Genomic DNA, 17,636 nt, shown 5'->3' with positions numbered 1-17,636 from the left:
CACACGATGACGATGGCCTCGCGCAGACGCCTCAACCTCCTCGCCCTCGCTGCTGCCCTCGTCGGCACGCTGCTCGCGCCGATCGCCCAGGCGCAAGAAAAGTTCATCGTGCTGGCTTCCACCACCTCGACCGAGCAGTCCGGCCTGTTCAAGCACCTGCTGCCGCAGTTCACGAAAGCCTCCGGCACCGAGGTGCGCGTGGTGGCTGTGGGCACAGGCCAGGCGCTGGACATGGCGCGCCGCGGCGATGCCGATGCGCTGTTCGTGCATGACCAACCCGCCGAGGAAAAGTTTGTCGCGGAGGGCTTCGGCCTCCCGCGCCGCGCGGTCATGTACAACGACTTCGTGCTGATCGGACCGAAATCCGACCCGGCCGGCGTGCGCGGCAACGACATCGCGGCCGCGCTCAAGCGGCTGGGCGCCACGGGCGGTGCCTTCGTTTCGCGCGGCGACAAGAGCGGCACCCATGCGGCCGAACTGCGCCAGTGGAAACTGGCGGGCATCGACCTCGCGGCCGCCAAGCCCGCCGGCTACAAGGAGTGCGGCTGCGGCATGGGCCAGGCGCTCAACATCGCCGCTTCCACCAATGCCTATGTGCTGTCCGACCGCGGCACCTGGCTCAACTTCAAGAACCGCGGCGACCTGGGCATCGTGGTCGAGGGCGACCGGCAGCTGTTCAACCAGTACGGCGTGATCGTCGTGAATCCGGCCAGGCATCCGCACGTCAAGAAAGACCTGGCGCAGGCTTTTTCCGACTGGGTGGTGTCGCGCGACGGGCAAGCCGCGATCGCCTCGTACAAGATCGGCGGCGAGCAGCTCTTCTTCCCGAACGCGAGCCAGTGAACGGTGGCCCAGTCGATGGATGGGCCGCGTGATGAGCATGGCCTCGCGCTTGCATTGAGAGCCGTCCTTCGATGAACACCATGACCGAAGGCTGGGCACTGGCCTGGCAGCTCATCACGCACGCCGACCCCGAACTCGTACGCATCACGGCGCTCTCGCTGCAGGTCAGCGCCACGGCCTGCGCAATTGGCGCGCTGTTCGGCCTGCTGCTGGGCGCCTGGCTGGCAGTGGCGCGGTTCCCGGGGCACGCGCTGGCCGTGTGGTTGGTGAACACGCTGCTCGCCCTGCCCGCCGTGGTGGTGGGCCTGCTGGTGTACCTGCTGCTCTCGCGCTCGGGACCGCTGGGCGAACTGGGAATCCTGTTCACGCCTTCAGCGATGGTGGTGGCGCAGAGCGTGCTCGTCACGCCGCTGATCGCCGCCCTGTCACGCCGGCTCGTGATGGCGGCCCTGGCCGATGGCTGCGACCAGTTGCGCTCCCTGGGCGCCGGGCCGCTCACCACCTCGCTGCTGATGCTGGTGCACGACCGGATGGGCGTGGCCACCGTCCTGCTCACGGCCTTCGCGCGGGCCATTGCCGAGGTAGGGGCCGTGATGATCGTCGGCGGCAACATCGCCGGCGTCACGCGCGTGATGACCACCACCATCGCACTGGAGACCAGCAAGGGAGATCTTGCGCTGGCCTTGGCGCTGGGCATCGTGCTGCTGGCGGTGGTCGGCGCGGTCAACGGCGCCATCGGCCTGTTGCATTGGCTTGCCACGCGCCCGCTGCGCGCCGCCTCTCAGGTGCCGCCGCATGCGGCGCCCCGGACGCCCACTCCTCGCGCCCCTCGCACGCCGGCTGCCACCGAGGCGGCGCCGTTGATCCGGGCCGACCGGGTCACGGTGCGCTTCCGCTCGCTGATGGCGCTGAACGACGCATCGCTGACCGTGCGCCGAGGTGACCGGCTCATCCTCATCGGAGCCAACGGCTCTGGCAAGACCACGCTGCTGCGGCTGCTGCATGGACTTTTGCCCTGCGAAGGTCGCTGCGAATCCTTGCCACTGCATCCCGAAGGCCGCCTTCCGCGAGCGGCCATGCTGTTCCAGCGCCCTTTCCTGTTGAGCCTTTCGGTATGGCGCAATGTCTGGGTGGGCCTCTGGCTTTCCGGCGTGCCGGCCTCCGAGCGCAGCGAGCGCTGCCGCCAAAGCCTGGCAAACGTGGGCCTGCTCGAACACGCCGCGCGATCTGCCCGTTCGCTTTCGGGTGGACAGCAGCAGCGCCTTGGCCTCGCACGCGCCTGGGCGCTGCAGCCGGACATCCTGTTCCTGGACGAGCCGACCGCCAGCCTGGATCCCGGCGCCAAGAATGAAATCGAGGCCCTCATCGAGGAGGTCGCCAACAGCGGCGTGACGATCGTGATGAGCACCCACAACCTCGGGCAGGCCAAGCGCCTCGCCACGCGCGTGGCTTATCTGCATGCTGGACGGATCGTCGTCGAGCGCCCCGTGGCGTGCTTCTTCGACGCAGAGGATCTGCCCGCCGAGGCCGCCCAGTTCCTCCAGGGCGAACTTGGCTGGCGCCTGCGGCCGTAGGCAGGGCCGGCCTGGGCGTCCTGGGCGAAGCCGCTTGCGCTCCCCTGGTGGGCTCGACGCCCCCTGCCTCATCAAGATTCGTATGCAAGACTGGTCGCACTCTCCAGGCGCCACAGCCGCTCGAGAAGCCTGCGCGCCCGCGCGGCACCGATCACCGGCGTGGACAGTTCGAGAAACTTGCTTTCCAGGTCGGCGTCACTCAGTGGCTCCTCGGGATCGCCCTTCCGATTGGGCTGCAGATGGCTGAGCCGGCGCCCATCCGCGGTGTCGATCTCGATGCGTGCGGCACGCTGGCCCGGGAATGCCGCGTCGAGCGCCGGATCCACCGCGACCTCCATGCGCTCCATCAGGGCGCGCGTTGCGGGATCCTCGAGGCGCGCCGGCTCAAACGCCGCCATGCGCACGCTGCCATGCACGAGGGCAGACGCCACCATGTACTTCAAGCTGAAGCGTGCTTCGTTGGCGGAAGCCGGTCGCTCGTAGCAAGCGATATCCAATGCTGGCCGATAGGTGCCTACACGAATGCGAACGATGTCTTCAATCGCAATACGGTGCTTCGACTGCAGCGCGAGGGCGCCGTCGATCGACGGAAAAGTGTGGCCGCAGCCGATATGGTTCTTGAATGTCAGGCGTGTGATGTGAAAGTCCTGCCCGAGCGTCGCGCCGACCTGCGACCAGTCGGGCCCGTTGCTCATGGCCTGGCCGAGCCCGGCGTCGCCATCGAGGACATCCAGCGAACCCGTCAGGCCGCGCCGCGCCAGTTGGGCAGCGAGGAGGCCCGCCTCGGCTGCACGCCCCGCATGCAGTGGTTTGGACATCGAATCCATCCGGAACGCCTGCTGCAGTCCCGCCGTGAAGGTCGCAGCGGTGGCGAGCGCGTGCGCGAAGGCAACTTCGTCGAGCTCCATCAATCCGCCAGCCGCCGCAGCCGCTCCGAAGCTACCCACGGTGCCCGTGCTGTGCCAGAACTTGTAGTGCGGCCGGCCCATCACGACGCCGATTCGCGTCGAGATCTCGTAGCCAAGCACCACGCCGCGCAGAAACTGAAGCCCTGAGGCACCGATGTCCTGCCCACCGGCCATTGCGGCCGCGATGGTCGCAGCGCCTGGGTGGTACATGGCCTCGCGAAAGCTGTCATCTACCTCTGCGGCATGCGCAGCCGTGCCGTTGATGAGCGCAGCAGCGCGCGCAGTGGCCGGGCGCCCTTGCGCCAGGAAGGCGCCACCGCGATCGAGGTCGTCGCCCAGGGCTTGCTCCAGCATGCGCACCGGTGCCGCATCCAGGCCCGGGAAAAGCGATGCATACCAGTCGATCACTGCGCGCTTGGCATGATGAATGACCTCGGCAGGGAGCGGCTGCCGGTAAAACTCGGCCGCGTATCGCGCAAATACTTCCGTTGCATGCATCCAGGTTCTCCTGATTCAGGGGTTCAATTTCTTCAGGCAAGAACGACCACGCCATCGGCAGCACGCACGCCCTGCCCCTGCGGCAGCACGAACACCGGGTTGATCTCGGCTTCGACCAGACGGTCACCCAGTTGGGCCGCCATGTGAGAGAAAGCGACGATGGCCGCCAGCAGCGCCTCGACATCGGCCTTGGGCCGGCCGCGAAAGCCGTCCAGCAGCGGCCACGTCTTCAGTTCCTGCGCCATGCCCAGTGCCTCGTCGCGGCTCAGGCCACCTTGCGCCGGCAGAAGCCGCATCGCCGTGTCCTTGAACAGCTCTGCGGTGACGCCGCCCATTCCCAGCAGGATGGCCGTGCCCAGCGCATCACGGTGCATGCCGAGGATCAGTTCGGTACCGCCGGCCACCATTTCCTGCACCAGGAATCGCTGCGGCCTCGAGCCGGCGTTGGCCTCGACATCGGACGCCATCTGCAGCAGGCGCGCGCCCACCGTGTCGGGCGTGAGGTTGACCGCCACACCGCCCACGTCGCTCTTGTGCGTGACCTGGGCCGACAGGATCTTCAACACCACGCGGCCACCCAGCTCACGCGCAGCGGCCTCGGCCTGCGCTGGCTCGGTGACGACAAGCTCTCGCGCGCACGGCACGCCGAAACGGCTGAAAAGCTGCTTGGCCTGCGCCTCGTCGAGCGAGCCCGAAGGCAGATCGCCTACCGCAACCGGCTGCATGGCGGCGGTCGGCTCGCCCGGGTCTTTCCACTGGCTGGCCCGCAGCATGGCGCCGAGCGCAGCGGTGCAGCTTTCCGCCGCGGCAAAAGCGGGGACACCGCGCTGTGTCAGCAGCGCGCCGATTTCCGGCGCGTGCGGGCTCACGTAGGCAATGACGGGCTTGTCCGAGGTCGGCAGGCAGTCCTGGATCGCGCCGGCCATCAATTCGGGCATGGCGAGGCTGGATGAGCCGACGATGATGGTCAAGGCGTCGTAGCTGGGACTCTTCAACAGCACATCGATGGCGCCGCGCAGCAAGTCAGGCCGCAGGCCCGCCAGGGTCACGTCGATCGGGTTCCGATCGAGCACGGCATGGTCGCCGGTCTGCAGCGCGCGCAATGCTTCGGCCGTCGCGGCATCGGGTGCGGGCGTATCGAAGCCGGACAGGCCCAGGTCGTCCGACACCAGCGTCCCGGCGCCGCCGGTGGAGGTCAGGACCGCGACCCGGTTGCCGCGCAGCTTACGGCCGGTGGCCAGTGCGGCGGGGATGTCCAGCAGGTCATTGAATGTCCGGGCGCGGATCACGCCCACCTGCCTGAAGAGCGCGTCGTACATGCGGTCGGCACCGGCCAGCGCGCCGGTGTGCGACACCGCCGCCTTGGCGCCCGCCTCGGAACGGCCGATCTTGAACGCGACCACAGGCTTGCCCGCGCGTGCCGCCTTCAGCGCCGCAGCGCGGAACTTCTCCGGATTGCGCACCGTCTCGACGTACAGCGCGATGACCTTCGTGGCGTCGTCTTCGGCGAGATGATCGATGAAGTCCGCCAGCTCCAGGTCGACCTCGTTGCTGGTCGAGATCAGCTTGGACAGGCCGATACCGCGCACCGCAGCGCGAGACAACAGCGAACCGAGGATGCCGCCACTCTGCGACACCACGCCGACGCCGCCGACGGGAAAGTGCGCCATCTCGAGCGCACCCGTGGCCGACAGCACGATGTTGTCCGTGAGGTTGACCAGGCCGATGGTGTTGGGCCCCAGGATGCGCATGGACCCGGCCGCGTCCATCAGCTGCCTCTGGCGGCGCGCGCCCTCTTCACCGGTCTCGGTGTAGCCGCTGGCCAGCACGATGGCTGCCGCGGTGCCGCGGGCGGCCAGGTCGCGCACCGCCAGATGGGCGCGCTCGGCCCCGAGCAGCACGATGCCCACGTCAGGCACCGCCGGCAGCGAAGCCACGTCCGCATAGCAGGCCAGCTCGCCGATGCGATCGGCCTTCGGATTCACCGGATAGATTTCGCCCGAGAAGCCGTGCTTCACGAGGTACGAGATGGGCCTGCCAGCGGTCTTGGTGGCGTCGCCCGACGCTCCGATGACGGCGACGCTGCGTGGCTTGAGGAGTCGGGAGATGGCATTCATGGCGCTCACTCCTTGCCGGCCGGGGTGGAGGTCTTGGCCAGGAACGCCATCACCGATTCGCGATGCTCGGTGCTGGTGTAGCAAATGCCTTGCGCCTGGCTGCCTTGGGCGAACACCTGATGGGCCGACAACTCGAAGCTCTGGTTGAGGATGGTCTTGCCCAGGGCCAGCGCCGTGGCGGAGCCCTTGCTCATTTCGGCGGCCCAGCGCTGTGCCTGCGCAATCAGGCTGTCCGCATCGGCCTTGCGATCGGCGATGCCGAGACGAAGCGCCTCTTCGGCCTCGACCTTGCGGCCGCTGAAGATCAGCTCCTTGGCCTTGGCCAGGCCGACGCGGCGAGGCAGAAAGTACATGCCGCCGCCGTCGGGAATGATGCCGCGGTTGATATAGGACCAGGTGAAGCTCGCCGCATCCGACGCAATGATGAAGTCGCAGGCGAGCGCCGTATCGGCACCCAGGCCCGACGCGGCGCCGTTGACTGCGGCGATGGTCGGCTTGGGCATGGTGTGCAGCAGCGACTGCGCGTGGTGCACGCGTTGCTGGCGGCTCCAACCGTTGAAGCCGACCTCGCCCACGGGCGCTTGCATCCGGCGCTCCATGCCGGCGATGTCGCCGCCGGCGCAGAAGCCATTTCCCTTGCCCGTCAGCACCAGGGCGCGAATCGCCTTGTCGTTCGCCACGCGCTCGAGCGCGGCGATGAATTCGGTGCGCATGTCGTCGCTCATGGCATTGCGCTTTTCCGGGCGGTTCAACCACAGCGTGGCGACGCCGTCGACGACTTCGAGTTGGATCAGGTTTTCGGTCATTTTTTTGCCCTTGGGCCTCAGTCAGTGGTGATGTGGTTCTCTTTGACCACCTTTCGCCAGCGGGCCTCTTCACCCTTGGCATAGCGGTCGAACGCCTCCGGCGAACCCGCGTCGATCACGAGGCCTTCGCTTTCCACGCGCTTGCGGAAGGCCTCGGTCTGGACGGCTTTCCTTGCGGCGGCGTTCAGTTTCATGATCACGTCCCGTGGCGTTCCGGCCGGCGCATAGAGGCCATACCAGCTGTCCGCCACGTAACCGGGCACGCCGCTCTCCGCGACGGTGGGCACCCTGGCCAGCAAGGGCGCCGTGGAGCGCGAGGCGGTGGTCACGGCCAGCGCCCGCAGCTTGCCGCTTTCGATGAACGTGCCGACCGCGGCTGCCGTGGCGAACATCACATCGACCTGGCCGCCCAGCAGATCCGTGATGGCCGGGCCGGCGCCGCGGTAGGGGATGTGCGTGATGTCGGTCTTGGTGAGATTCTTGAAGAGTTCGCCTGCGAGATGAGCCGATGTGCCGGCGCCCTGCGATGCGAACGAGAGCTTTCCGGGATGGGCCTTGGCCGCGGCGATGATGTCGCCCACGGACTTGTAAGGACTTTCGGCCCGGACGACGAGCACGTTCGGCGAAATTCCCACCAGCATGACCGGCGCAAATGCCTTCTCGTAGTTGTAGGGAAGCTTTGGCAGGAGGCTCGGATTCACCACGTGCGCGACGGTCGCCATGACAAGCGTGTAGCCGTCGGGCTGGCTCTTCGCGACGGCGTCGGTTCCGATGATGGTGCCTGCACCGGGCTTGTTGTCGATGATCACCGGTTGACCCAGCTCCTGGCCCATGGTGATGCCCATGGTGCGCGCCACGAGATCGGTGCCTCCGCCCGGCGCGAATGGCACCACGATCTTCACGGGCTTGTCCGGAAACGCCGCGAAAGCGGGGAAGGCTGTCAGGCTTGCTGCAACGGTGGCGCAAGAGAAAAGGACGGCTCGTTTGGCACGCGCCAGGGTCAGCGTGATCTGCATGGATTTGTCTCCGGTTTGACAAGGGAAGTACGGGAAGCCCCATCGACGGCCACGTTGGGCTGCGGTTCTCATCGAATGGGTGAAGCTTAGATTTGCCAAGCGGTTCGCGCACCCCCCTATTTCCAACAGATGGAAATCGGTGATACGCTGCCCGGCGCCTCTCCCCACGTTTTCAGCGCCACACGCCACTCGCGGAACATGTCGAACACACCCTCTGAAAAAGCGCGCCGGCCACACCACGAAGACCCGATGCTCAACCGGTCGCTCGTGCGCGGTGTCGAAGTGCTCAGAGCGTTCAGGCCAGGCGCCGATCTGCTTGGCAACGGCGAGCTCGCGGAACGCACGGGACTGTCTCGTGCCACCGTGAGCCGCCTGACGCAGACGCTGGTGGAAACCGGCCTGCTGGAGCACGATCGCGCCCGCCGGGCCTACCGCCTCGCCGCACATGTCTTGAGCCTGGCCCATGCGATGCGCGCGGGCTCGCCGGTGCTGAACACGGTCGCCCCGCTGATGCGCGCGCTGGCCGAAAAGATGCGCATCAACGTCGGCCTGGCGGTGCCCGATCGCGATCGAAATGGTCTATCTCGAATCCGTTCGCTACAACCGCCGCGTTGCGCTACGCCATGTGGTGGCAGGTCAACGGGTGCCGATGGAACTCACTTCGTTGGGCCGCGCCTATCTGGCGGTCGCTCCGGAATCCACGAGGCGAGCGCTGCTGGCACTGTTCCGCAGCAGACGCTCCACCGGATGGGGGCAGTTGCGAGACGAGATCAAGTCCGCGAAACTCAGCATCGAGCAGCGCGGCTACTGCAGCGCCGCATGGCAACCGGAAGTGATCGCCCTGTCAGCACCGATCGTGCTGGCGGATCGCCCGATCTATGTGCTCAACGTCAGTGTCGCCACCGCCGCCAACATGGACGACGTGGAGCAGGAACTCAGCGGCCCATTGCTTTCCCTGCGGGAGAAAGCGACAGCCGCTCTTCTGGCATCCGCCTGAGCAGGCCTTCGGCCGCAAACCTGCATTCACCGCTCAGACAGCGAGGTACACCTTTCGCGCGAAGGACGCGATCGCGTCGCTCATCGCGCGCGGTTGCTCTGGAGCCATTGCATGCCCCGCGTCGCGAACGATCTCGACGGTGACACGATCGCCCAGCATCGGCTTCATGATGTCGGGGACGACCACGGCGTCATGCTCGGCCTGAAGGTCGAGGATGGGTACGCGGTCGCCCGCGGAGAAGTAGTCATCCACGGGGGTGATCTCCCGGGCGCGACCTTGGGCATCGTGGGCCGCAGGAAACCAGCCGCCAAGCCACACGCTGGGATCGTGCCCCGGCGCAAAGAAAGCCTTGCGAAGGCACTCGAGCCTTCGAGGCTCCGACAGGGAGAGATCGCCCGCACCGTCGATCTCATCGCGCAGGCGGCTGTAGGGCTTCTCGGTCGACCCGGGAGGAAGCTTGCCGGCGGAAGCCGCCGCCATGACGACACCGCGTACGAGATCCGGCCGGTCTGCCGCCAGTGTGCGGGCGGGTTGACTGCCCCACGCATGGCCGACGATCACGATCGGACCGACTGCCTCGCTGTCGAGGACCGCGGCGACATCGCTCGCGAAGTCGTGCAGATCGAGCTCTTCCATCGGCCCCTTGCTGCGACCGATGCCGCGCGGTTCAGGTCGAAGGACGCGAAAGCCTGATGCTGCGAGATGGGCTGCAACGACGTCATAGTCTCGCCCCGATCGAGCCAGCGACGGCAGGATGCAGACAACGGGCCCCGTGCCCTGGTCAGTGAATTCGATCTGGACATCCGCACTCGCGCGTGCCGGGCGGTATGAGATCAGCTTGCTCCGTGAAAGAGCCCCGCCTGCGGGAGTTGACTGGTTTTCGATGGACATGGTGCCGGAGTCTCCGTGGCGATACCAGCATTCGTAAGCTGGTCGCTCCTATATCAGCTATGTCTGCCAGCTATGCCTGTGCTCGCATTCGAGATCGCGAGCGACTTGTACCTACGGCCGCAGGTCCGACCCGGCTAGCGCTGCCGGAAATCCAGTTCCTGCAAGAGCTGTGCGGTTCCCCGTGTCAGGCGCGTTGCGGGACGCGCCACCGGCGTCGCCAGCATCAACGCATTCCAGATCGTCGGCGGACCGATGGGCGCGCGCTGCAGCTTCTCGTTGCCGCTCGCCCGGAGTGCGCTTTCCGGAAGGATCGTGCATCCAACACCCGTAGCGACCAATGCGAGCACGGTCTGGACGGCACCGACTTCCGCAAGAACCTGCAACTGGATTCGACGCGGATTCAACACGGAGTCAAGCAAATGGCGAATCGCATTCGGAGCGCTCGGCAGCACCATCGGGTAGTTCGCCAATGCGGCCAGGCCTACTTTGGCCGGCAATCTGCTGGCGGGCGGTGCGACCAGCAGCAGCTTCTCTCGCATCAGCGGCTGGAACGTCAACTGGGGTGAGGCCGCGGGGTCGAACAGAAGCGCAAGATCCAGCCTTCCCGCAATCAACGACTCGCGCAGTGCCACGCTCAGTCCTTCGAGCACCGTGATCACTGCGCGCGGGAACCTCTCTCTGAATCGCTGGACAAGCGACGTACTCAGCCCCAACGCCACGCGGGGCGGCATGCCGACGATGATCCGGCCGGCAGGGCTTTCATCCATGTCGCGCAACTCGTCACGGGCTTGCCGGGAAATGTCGAGCATCGCGCGAGCATGAATGAGCAAGGCCTCCCCCGCCTCGGTCGGCACCACGCCACGCCCCGTTCGCACGAGCAGCCGTTGTCCGAGGTCGGCCTCGAGAAGTGCGATCTGTCTGCTCAGACTGGGCTGGGCGAGATCGAGTACCACAGCACCTCGGCTGAGACTCCCGGCGTCGACCACCGTGACTAAGTAGAGAAGCTGCCGCAATTCCATAGCGGATGAGCATAGCTGATATAGACACGCATACCTATCACCGATATCCGCGGGTTGCAACACTCGCGGCATGACATTGACTCTTCCATCCTGGGCATGCAATGCACATTGCCATGTCTTCGGCCCTCGATCACGCTTTCCATATGCACCCGGGGCCACCTTCGTTCCCCAGGAAGATGCGCCCAAGGAAGCCCTATACGCGCTGAACGACAGCCTGGGCCTGACGCGCTGCGTGGTGGTCCAGTCGAGCTGTCACGGCTTCGACAACAGTGCGACAGAAGACGCCGTCACATCACGTCCTAGCGACTATCGTGGCATTGCCCTGCTGCCAACGGACGTCCACGATGCCGAACTTCAACGCCTCCACGCAGCCGGTTTCCGGGGCGTTCGCTTCAACTTCATGGGACATCTGGGACGGCATACGCCGATCGAAGACGTCCTTGCACTGGCCGCGCGCATCGCGCCGCTGGGCTGGCACCTGCAGATACATGGTGACCCTGCCCTGCTGACCGATCTGGCGCCGGCGCTGCGACGCTCCCCGACACCCGTGGTGATCGACCATATCGGCCGGATCGACGCGGCCCTCGGCCTGAACCAGCCGGACTTCCAGGCGCTGCTGATGCTGATGGCCGACGAGCGCTTCTGGGTGAAGGTCAGCGGCATGGACCGCATCACGCGCCTGGGGCCTCCTTACGCAGACGCTCAAGCCTTCGCCAGGACATTGGTCGCGGAATTCGGCAACCGCGTGCTGTGGGGCAACGACTGGCCCCACCCCAACCACGGAGGGCCCATTCCGGACGAGTGGCAACTGGTCGATCTCATCGCCGAGATCGCACCGAGCCAAGCCGTGCGCGAAGCGTTGCTCATGCACAACCCCCAACGACTTTATCAATTTGGAGACAACCAATGAGCTTGCGATTTGCGAACAAGGTGGCCATCGTGACCGGCGCCGGATGTGTCGGTGCCGGCTGGGGAAACGGCCGCGCCATTGCAGTGCGGCTGGCGGAAGAAGGCGCCAGGGTGCTGGCGGTCGACCGCGATCGTGCGCGGCTTGACGAAACCCTGGAGCTTGCCGGCGCTGCACGCGCCTCGATCACGCCCTGGGTCTGCGACGTGACCAGCAGCGACAGCGTCGCTGCCATGGCGGCGGCTTGCCTGCAGACCTACGGAACGATCGACATCCTGGTCAACAACGTCGGTGGCTCCGCCGCCGGAGGGCCGGTGGAACTTGCCGAAGACGCATGGGATTCGCAGATCGACATCAACCTCAAGAGCGTGTTCCTGACCTGCAAGCACGTGCTTCCCACACTCCTGGCCAAGGGCGCGGGCTCCATCGTCAACATCTCGTCGACCTCGGGCATGCGCTGGACCGGCAGCGCGCAAGTGGCCTATGCGGCGACCAAGGCGGGCGTCATTCAAATGTCGCGCGTCATTGCCGTTCAACACGCCGCGAAGGGCGTGCGGGTCAACAGCGTGGTGCCGGGGCAGTTGCACACACCGATGGTCGAGACGCGGCTGGCCAGGCAGCGCGCAGGCGGCGACGTCGAGGCGCTGCTCGCCCAACGCCAGAAACGCATCCCGCTCGGCTTCATGGGCGACGGCCGCGACACCGCGAGCGCCGTGCTGTTCCTGGCCAGCGACGAGGCACGCTTCATTACCGGCACGGAGCTGGTCGTGGATGGCGGCATGACAGCACGTTGCGATTGAACGCATTCCAACAATTCCCCTGACGGAGACAAAACTCGTGATCAAGCAATTTCTTCTCGCCGCCGCGCTCGGCCTTTCCATCGCAACCAACGCAGTTGCTCAAACGCAAGTCATGCGCATCGTCGTCACCTTCGCGCCGGGAGGCCCGGTCGAACTGGTCGCACGAATCATGGCGGAACGGCTGGGCAAGGAGCTGGGGCGCACGGTCATCGTCGAAAACAAGCCGGGCGCGAACGGAGCGATCGGCGCTGTGAGCGTGGTGCGCTCCCCGCCGGACGGCAACACGGTCTGGCTGACCAGCGTGGGCGCCGCCGCCATCAACCCTGCGCTCTACAAGAGCTTGCCCTATGACATGCAACGCGATTTCGCGCCCGTTGCCGTGGTCGTCAACAACGTCGAACTGCTGGTCGCGAATCAGGACGAACCTTCGAAGGATGCCGCCGAGTTCGTGGCGGCCACGAAAAGCCGCCCCAACCCCACCGCCATCGCGTCGTCCGGCATCGGAAGCATTCCGCACCTGGCCATCGAGCAGTTGAAGGACGCCACTGGTGCCAAGCTCCTGCACGTTCCCTACAAAGGCGGAGCCCTCGCCATCACCGACCTGATGGGCGGGCAGGTGCGCGGCTTCTTCGGTGATGTGCCGGGGCTGCTCAACTACGTGCAGGGCGGACGTCTCAAGGCACTTGGCGTGGCGTCGCCCAAGCGCCTGCCGTCGTTGCCGGACGTCAAGACCCTGGAGGAGCAAGGCATCAAGGGCGTGGACACGAACAACTGGTACGCCATGTTCGCGCCTGCCAAAACGCCTGCGGCCGTTGTCGACGCACTCAACAAGGCCGTGCGCAACACGCTGGCCGATCCGCAGGTGCGGGAGAAGCTGCTCAAGGCGGGCACCGAGCCCGCGCCATCGACGCCCCAGGCGCTGGCCGCGCTGCTGAAGCACGACACCGACAAATGGGCCAAGCTGATCCAAGACAAGAACATCAGGATCGATCAATGACCATCTCCCACATCCGCGTGCCTTTGGTGCAACCCGGCACGGTGCCCGAACTGGCCGAGGTCGAGTCCCGCATCATGGCGGAGCGCGGTCGCGTCTCCCTGCTCTACCAGGTGCTGCTCAACAGCGGCCCGATCGCTTCGGGCTGGGAGCGCCTGCTCACGGCCGTGCGCAACCAGACCGGCGTGCCGGCGGATCTGCGCGAACTGATCATTCTTCGCGTCGCCGTACTCAACGGCGCGAGCTTCGAGTTCGACGCGCATGTGCCCCACGCACAGAAGGCCGGCGTCGGCAGCGAGAAGATCGCGGCCGTTCGCGACGAGGCATTGCCGGACGTCTTCACGCCGATGGAACGCCTGGTGCTGGAACTCACCGACACCATGACCCGGCAGATCGTCGTGCCGCAGGCCCTCATGACGCAGGTGCAGCAGCACTTCGATGCCAGGGGCGTCGTGGAGCTCGTGGCGACGGTGGCGGCCTACAACATGGTGTCACGGCTGCTCGTGGCACTGAACGTCGCGCACTGAAACGAAACGAGCGATGCAAGACCTTTGGCTGCTCAAGCTGGACGCACCTGCTGCATCCAACGAATTGCTCATGGCCGAACTTCATCGGCTCCATCCGGAAGCCCGGCCCTGGCAGGCCGTGGACGACGGCGCGATCTACCTCTACCTGCCGGGCGACGCATTGCCGATCGACGCACTCCCGCGCGGCGGCTCCGGGTGGCATCGCCTTGTCTGCACACAGGAGATAGCGGGCGCTTCGCAAGGCCGGGCCGCCCCGTTCCACTACGTTGTGGAGACAGACGTACTTCCGGAATTCGAGGAAGAACTCAACGCCTGGTATGCGCAGGAGCATCTGCCCGGGCTGGCCGCGGTCAAGGGAACGGTGCGGGCCTCGCGCTACGTCGTTGCTTTCGGCTCTCCCCGGTACTACGCCTGCTACGACCTCGAAAGCCCGGACGCACTCGACAGCCCGGCATGGCTGGCGGTGCGCGCAACGGCATGGAGCTCACGCGTTCGACCGGCATTTCGCAATGCGCGAAGGACAATGTTCTTCAAGCGCTGAACACCATCGGCGCATGTTCGATCACTAGGCGGCATGAAGTGTTCGTGCCGCTGCGGCATGGGCCTCGCGCAGTTTCGATCTTCTATTTTCGATGGTTTCCGCGAGGAACGCCGCATCACCGGCTACGCCCGAGAAGCGCCCCGACCCCCAAGTGTGCAGCCACGGCAGGCCCAGGAAGTACAGGCCCGGTTCGTTCGTCACCCCGCGCAGGTGCACCGGCGCACCGCGCCCGTTGAACACCGGCGCATCGACCCACGCGAAGTCCGGCGAGAAGCCGATGCACCATACGACGCTGCCGATGCCCGCCGCCGCAAGGTCGAGCCGCGTGCGTTCTTGCGTCGGCTCCCACACGGGCGTGTAGACCGAAGGCGGTGGCGCCTCGATGCCCTTCGCCGCAATGTGTTTGTCGATCGACGCGTTGATGCGGTTGTAGGTGTCGTCCGCCGCATCGAGGTTGTCGCGCAGGTTGGGCTGCAGCTCGAAGTTTCCGCTGTCGAAGCCGCTCAGCACCCCATACAGCTCCATGCCTTCGAGCGCAAAGCGCCGCAGGTCGATGTCGCGCCCGCCGTCGCGGCCGGTCACGTAGTGGTTGGTGTTGTCGCGCACGCCTTCGCGCAGCGGATGCTCGGTGACGGGCATCTCGTAGTACTTCATGTCGGCGAGCCAGTCGACCACCTCGCGGCCGCGGTAGAAGCGCGCGCAGCGCGGCGCGTGGCCTGTGGCCAGGTGAACCTTGCGGCCGGCCAGGTGCAGGTCTTCGGCAATCTGCGCGCCCGACTGGCCGCAGCCCACCACCAGCACCGCGCCCTCGGGCAGCTGCGCCGGGTTGCGGTACTGCGCCGAGTGGAACTGCGCCACACCCGCAGGCAGCTTCTCGGCGAGGCGCGGCACGATGGGGCGGTGGTAGCCGCCCGAGGCCACGACCACCTGGTCGGCGGTGTAGAGGCCGGCGTCGGTCTGCACGTTGAAGCGCTCGCGTTCTCCATCGCGCGAGACGCGCTCGACCGTCACGCCCTCGATGGCCGGTGCCTTCACATGATCGACGAAGCCTGCGAGCCATTCGTTGATCTGGTCCTTGACCATGAAGCCGTGCGGATCGCTGCCGAGGTAGCTCCATCCCGGCAGCTGGCACTGCCAGTTGGGCGTGACGAGGCAGAACGAGTCCCAGCGCTGCGTGCGCCAGGTGTGCACCAGGCTGCGCTTCTCGATCACGAGGTGGTCGATGCCGCGCTGCTGCAGGCAGTGGCTCAGCGACAGGCCGGCCTGGCCGCCGCCGACGATGACGACGCTGTAGTGGCTGCGTCCGCTGTAGGGGTGTGACATGGGGTGCTTCTTTCTCTCTGGGGATGGGGTCGTCAGTCGAAGGCGACGACGGTGACCTGCGCGCCGGCGGTTTCCGCGAAGCGCTCAGCGATGTGTTCGATCTCCGCGAGCTGGTCCATCGCCTGCGAGCACGCGAAGCCGTACTTCGCGCGCACGCGCTCGCTGGCGAGGCCCAATGCCTCGCGCGCGTGCTGCATGAACTCGCCGAGGGCATAGGGCTCGCCGGGCACGAGGTGTTCGCGCACCACGCTGGAGGGCGAGTAGCAGCGGGTCTCGCTGGCGTCGGGCCAGCGCACGCGGAAGTGCGTCACCGGCATGCGGCGGCCTCCAGTCGAATGGCGGGTGGCTGGATGAAGGCGTCGCTGCCGAAGTCCCACAGCAGGGCTTCTTCTCCACCGGCACGCAGGTGCACCTGCCGCGTGGCGTCGACCTCGCCGATCACGCCGCAGGCGATGTCGCGCGCGGCGAAGCGCGCCAGTACCGGGCCCGCCTGCGCAGGCGCGACGCTCAGCACGAAGCCGTAGCTCGGAAACGAGGACAGCCAGCGCATCAGCGGCACGCCCGCGGGCCTGGGCAGTGCGTCGAGCTCGATGCGCGCGCCCACGCCCGAGCACTCCAGCAGCATCATGGCCGTGCCCACCGCGCCCGCCATGCTGATGTCCTTGGCTGCACGGCACAGGCCTTCTTCGGCCAGCGCGGGCAGCACTTCGAGGTCGGCGCGCAGGCGCGCGGCGGGCGCGGCGGTCGATGCGTTCCAGTAGGGAAAGGGCTCCTCGTAGGCGCCGCGCAGGTCGGCCGCCATCACGAGCAGGTCGCCGGGCTTCGCATCGAAGCTGCTGAGCAGACTGCGCGCATGGCCGAGGATCGCGACCGCGAGCTGCGGCCGCTCGCTGCGGTTGTTGCTGTGGCCGCCGACGATGGGCACGCCGTAGCGCACAGCCGCCTCGGCCAGCCCGCGCAGAACATCGTCCGCAGGGCTCATGCCGGTGCTCCACAGTGCATCGACCACGGCGGTCGGCCGACCGCCCATGGCGTAGATGTCGCTCACGTTGACCATCACACCGCAGTAGCCCGCGAACCACGGCATGCGCACGATGAAGTCCTCGACCAGCCCCTCGATGGCGAACAGCAGGTAGCCGCCGTGACCGTCGGGAATGGCGGCGCAGTCGTCGCCGATGGGCACGGCCTGCGCGAGCGCCGCGTGGCCGCCCGGAAGCGCCCGACCGAGGGCGGAGACCACATCGCTGATGTCGCGCTTGTGGGCGAAGCCGCGCGTGGCGCGAAGGGCTTCGGCGATTTCGTGGACGTTGTCGGTCATGGCAGCACCTTGGAGCGCGTGACGAAACCGCTCACGGGGTCGTGGCAGGGCGGGTACCAGCCGAGCTCGGCCTGCATGCGTGCATGCGGGCGGCCGTGCACGCCGGTTTCTTCGAGCAGTTGCCAGCCCAGCTTGCGAAAGAGCGGCACGTTCTGCATCTGCACCTGCGCGAAGAAGCGCTTGCAGCCAAGCGCGTTGGCGCGCGAAACCGCCAGGCGGATCAGCGTCACGCCCAGGTGGCCCTGGCTGCGGAACGCGGGATGCACGGCAAGGCGTGAGCCCCACCATTCGCCATCTGCCTCCCCGCGGTGGATGCGCACCGTGCCCACCACCTGCTCCGGCATGCCCGCCGCGCAGGACATCGCCACCAGCAGTTGCGCGTGGTCGTCGATGGCATCGCGGTCGTCGCGCACGAAGATGCCCTGCTCGATGCAGAACACCGCCCGGCGCAGCCCCATCGCTTCGTCGCGCTCCCACTGCTGCGCCGCCTCGCGCACCAGGTACTCGACCGGCGCGTAGTGCAGGTCGAGCTCGCTCAGGTCGTCGATGCACAGCAT

General features: G+C 66.8%; 17 protein-coding genes and 1 pseudogene. 8 read left to right on the top strand and 10 right to left on the bottom strand.

Features of this window, described 5'->3' with window-relative positions:
* Positions 1-12: 12 nt before the first annotated feature.
* Together PMI12_RS12820 and PMI12_RS29620 are read left to right on the top strand one after the other, a co-directional pair.
* Entirely contained in the window at positions 13-843 is an 831-nt protein-coding gene (locus PMI12_RS12820; RefSeq protein ID WP_042673340.1) for a substrate-binding domain-containing protein, read from the top strand.
* 71 nt (positions 844-914) lie between these two features.
* Positions 915-2,417 carry an ABC transporter permease gene (locus tag PMI12_RS29620; protein WP_007832873.1) on the top strand — a complete coding sequence of 501 codons (1,503 nt, stop codon included), beginning with the start codon at positions 915-917 and terminating at the stop codon, positions 2,415-2,417.
* A gap of 71 nt (positions 2,418-2,488) precedes the next feature.
* On the opposite strand, the gene PMI12_RS12810 is transcribed toward PMI12_RS29620, so the two are convergent.
* The 4 genes from PMI12_RS12810 to PMI12_RS12795 are packed head-to-tail and all read right to left on the bottom strand — an operon-like array spanning position 2,489 to position 7,762.
* Positions 2,489-3,823 (bottom strand): MmgE/PrpD family protein, encoded by a 1,335-nt coding sequence (locus PMI12_RS12810; RefSeq protein ID WP_007832871.1) that lies wholly within the window; start codon positions 3,821-3,823, stop codon positions 2,489-2,491.
* Positions 3,824-3,855: 32 nt separating this feature from the next.
* On the bottom strand, positions 3,856-5,940 hold the full coding sequence (locus tag PMI12_RS12805; RefSeq protein ID WP_007832869.1) for an acetate--CoA ligase family protein: 2,085 nt from the start codon (positions 5,938-5,940) through the stop codon (positions 3,856-3,858).
* 5 nt (positions 5,941-5,945) lie between these two features.
* Complete coding sequence (locus PMI12_RS12800; RefSeq protein WP_007832867.1) at positions 5,946-6,746, bottom strand: enoyl-CoA hydratase/isomerase family protein; 801 nt, start codon at positions 6,744-6,746, stop codon at positions 5,946-5,948.
* Positions 6,747-6,763: 17 nt separating this feature from the next.
* On the bottom strand, positions 6,764-7,762 hold the full coding sequence (locus tag PMI12_RS12795) for a tripartite tricarboxylate transporter substrate binding protein (protein WP_007832865.1): 999 nt from the start codon (positions 7,760-7,762) through the stop codon (positions 6,764-6,766).
* Between the two features lie 198 nt (positions 7,763-7,960).
* On the opposite strand from PMI12_RS12795, the pseudogene PMI12_RS12790 reads away from it, so the two are divergent.
* A pseudogene (locus tag PMI12_RS12790) lies at positions 7,961-8,759 on the top strand (IclR family transcriptional regulator).
* Positions 8,760-8,792: 33 nt separating this feature from the next.
* On the opposite strand, the gene PMI12_RS12785 reads toward PMI12_RS12790, so the two are convergent.
* On the bottom strand, positions 8,793-9,650 hold the full coding sequence (locus tag PMI12_RS12785) for an alpha/beta fold hydrolase (protein WP_081502650.1): 858 nt from the start codon (positions 9,648-9,650) through the stop codon (positions 8,793-8,795).
* Between the two features lie 134 nt (positions 9,651-9,784).
* The gene (locus tag PMI12_RS12780; protein WP_007832854.1) at positions 9,785-10,669 is read right to left on the bottom strand and encodes a LysR substrate-binding domain-containing protein; all 885 of its coding nucleotides are present in this window, start codon (positions 10,667-10,669) and stop codon (positions 9,785-9,787) included.
* Between the two features lie 70 nt (positions 10,670-10,739).
* On the opposite strand from PMI12_RS12780, the gene PMI12_RS12775 reads away from it, so the two are divergent.
* The 5 genes from PMI12_RS12775 to PMI12_RS12755 are packed head-to-tail and all read left to right on the top strand — an operon-like array spanning position 10,740 to position 14,438.
* Positions 10,740-11,579 carry an amidohydrolase family protein gene (locus PMI12_RS12775; protein ID WP_042673309.1) on the top strand — a complete coding sequence of 280 codons (840 nt, stop codon included), beginning with the start codon at positions 10,740-10,742 and terminating at the stop codon, positions 11,577-11,579.
* Positions 11,576-12,376: an SDR family NAD(P)-dependent oxidoreductase gene (locus tag PMI12_RS12770; protein ID WP_007832850.1), complete on the top strand. Its 801-nt coding sequence runs from the start codon at positions 11,576-11,578 to the stop codon at positions 12,374-12,376. Before PMI12_RS12775 ends, PMI12_RS12770 begins: the two co-directional genes overlap by 4 nt.
* Before the next feature lie 37 nt (positions 12,377-12,413).
* The gene (locus tag PMI12_RS12765; RefSeq protein WP_007832849.1) at positions 12,414-13,373 is read left to right on the top strand and encodes a Bug family tripartite tricarboxylate transporter substrate binding protein; all 960 of its coding nucleotides are present in this window, start codon (positions 12,414-12,416) and stop codon (positions 13,371-13,373) included.
* Positions 13,370-13,897, top strand: coding sequence for a carboxymuconolactone decarboxylase family protein (locus PMI12_RS12760; RefSeq protein WP_007832847.1), 528 nt, complete (start codon positions 13,370-13,372; stop codon positions 13,895-13,897). Before PMI12_RS12765 ends, PMI12_RS12760 begins: the two co-directional genes overlap by 4 nt.
* Before the next feature lie 13 nt (positions 13,898-13,910).
* A complete protein-coding gene (locus tag PMI12_RS12755; protein WP_007832845.1) occupies positions 13,911-14,438 on the top strand; it encodes a DUF4286 family protein in 528 nt (175 codons plus the stop codon).
* Between the two features lie 24 nt (positions 14,439-14,462).
* On the opposite strand, the gene PMI12_RS12750 is transcribed toward PMI12_RS12755, so the two are convergent.
* From PMI12_RS12750 to PMI12_RS12735, 4 genes are read right to left on the bottom strand one after another with little or no spacing between them, the layout of a single operon-like run.
* Positions 14,463-15,761: an MSMEG_0569 family flavin-dependent oxidoreductase gene (locus tag PMI12_RS12750; RefSeq protein WP_007832843.1), complete on the bottom strand. Its 1,299-nt coding sequence runs from the start codon at positions 15,759-15,761 to the stop codon at positions 14,463-14,465.
* A 32-nt stretch (positions 15,762-15,793) separates the two neighbouring features.
* Positions 15,794-16,078, bottom strand: coding sequence for an MSMEG_0570 family nitrogen starvation response protein (locus PMI12_RS12745; protein WP_007832840.1), 285 nt, complete (start codon positions 16,076-16,078; stop codon positions 15,794-15,796).
* The gene (locus PMI12_RS12740; protein ID WP_007832838.1) at positions 16,069-17,079 is read right to left on the bottom strand and encodes a sll0787 family AIR synthase-like protein; all 1,011 of its coding nucleotides are present in this window, start codon (positions 17,077-17,079) and stop codon (positions 16,069-16,071) included. Before PMI12_RS12740 ends, PMI12_RS12745 begins: the two co-directional genes overlap by 10 nt.
* Positions 17,076-17,636: an MSMEG_0567/Sll0786 family nitrogen starvation N-acetyltransferase gene (locus tag PMI12_RS12735; RefSeq protein ID WP_007832837.1), complete on the bottom strand. Its 561-nt coding sequence runs from the start codon at positions 17,634-17,636 to the stop codon at positions 17,076-17,078. The genes PMI12_RS12740 and PMI12_RS12735 overlap by 4 nt, the downstream gene beginning before the upstream one ends.

It is taken from the genome of Variovorax sp. CF313, assembly GCF_000282635.1.
In the GTDB taxonomy this organism is placed as follows: Bacteria; Pseudomonadota; Gammaproteobacteria; order Burkholderiales; family Burkholderiaceae_C; genus Variovorax.
Note: the sequence above shows the minus strand (reverse complement) of the source record. Positions and strands in the feature narration are given on the sequence as shown.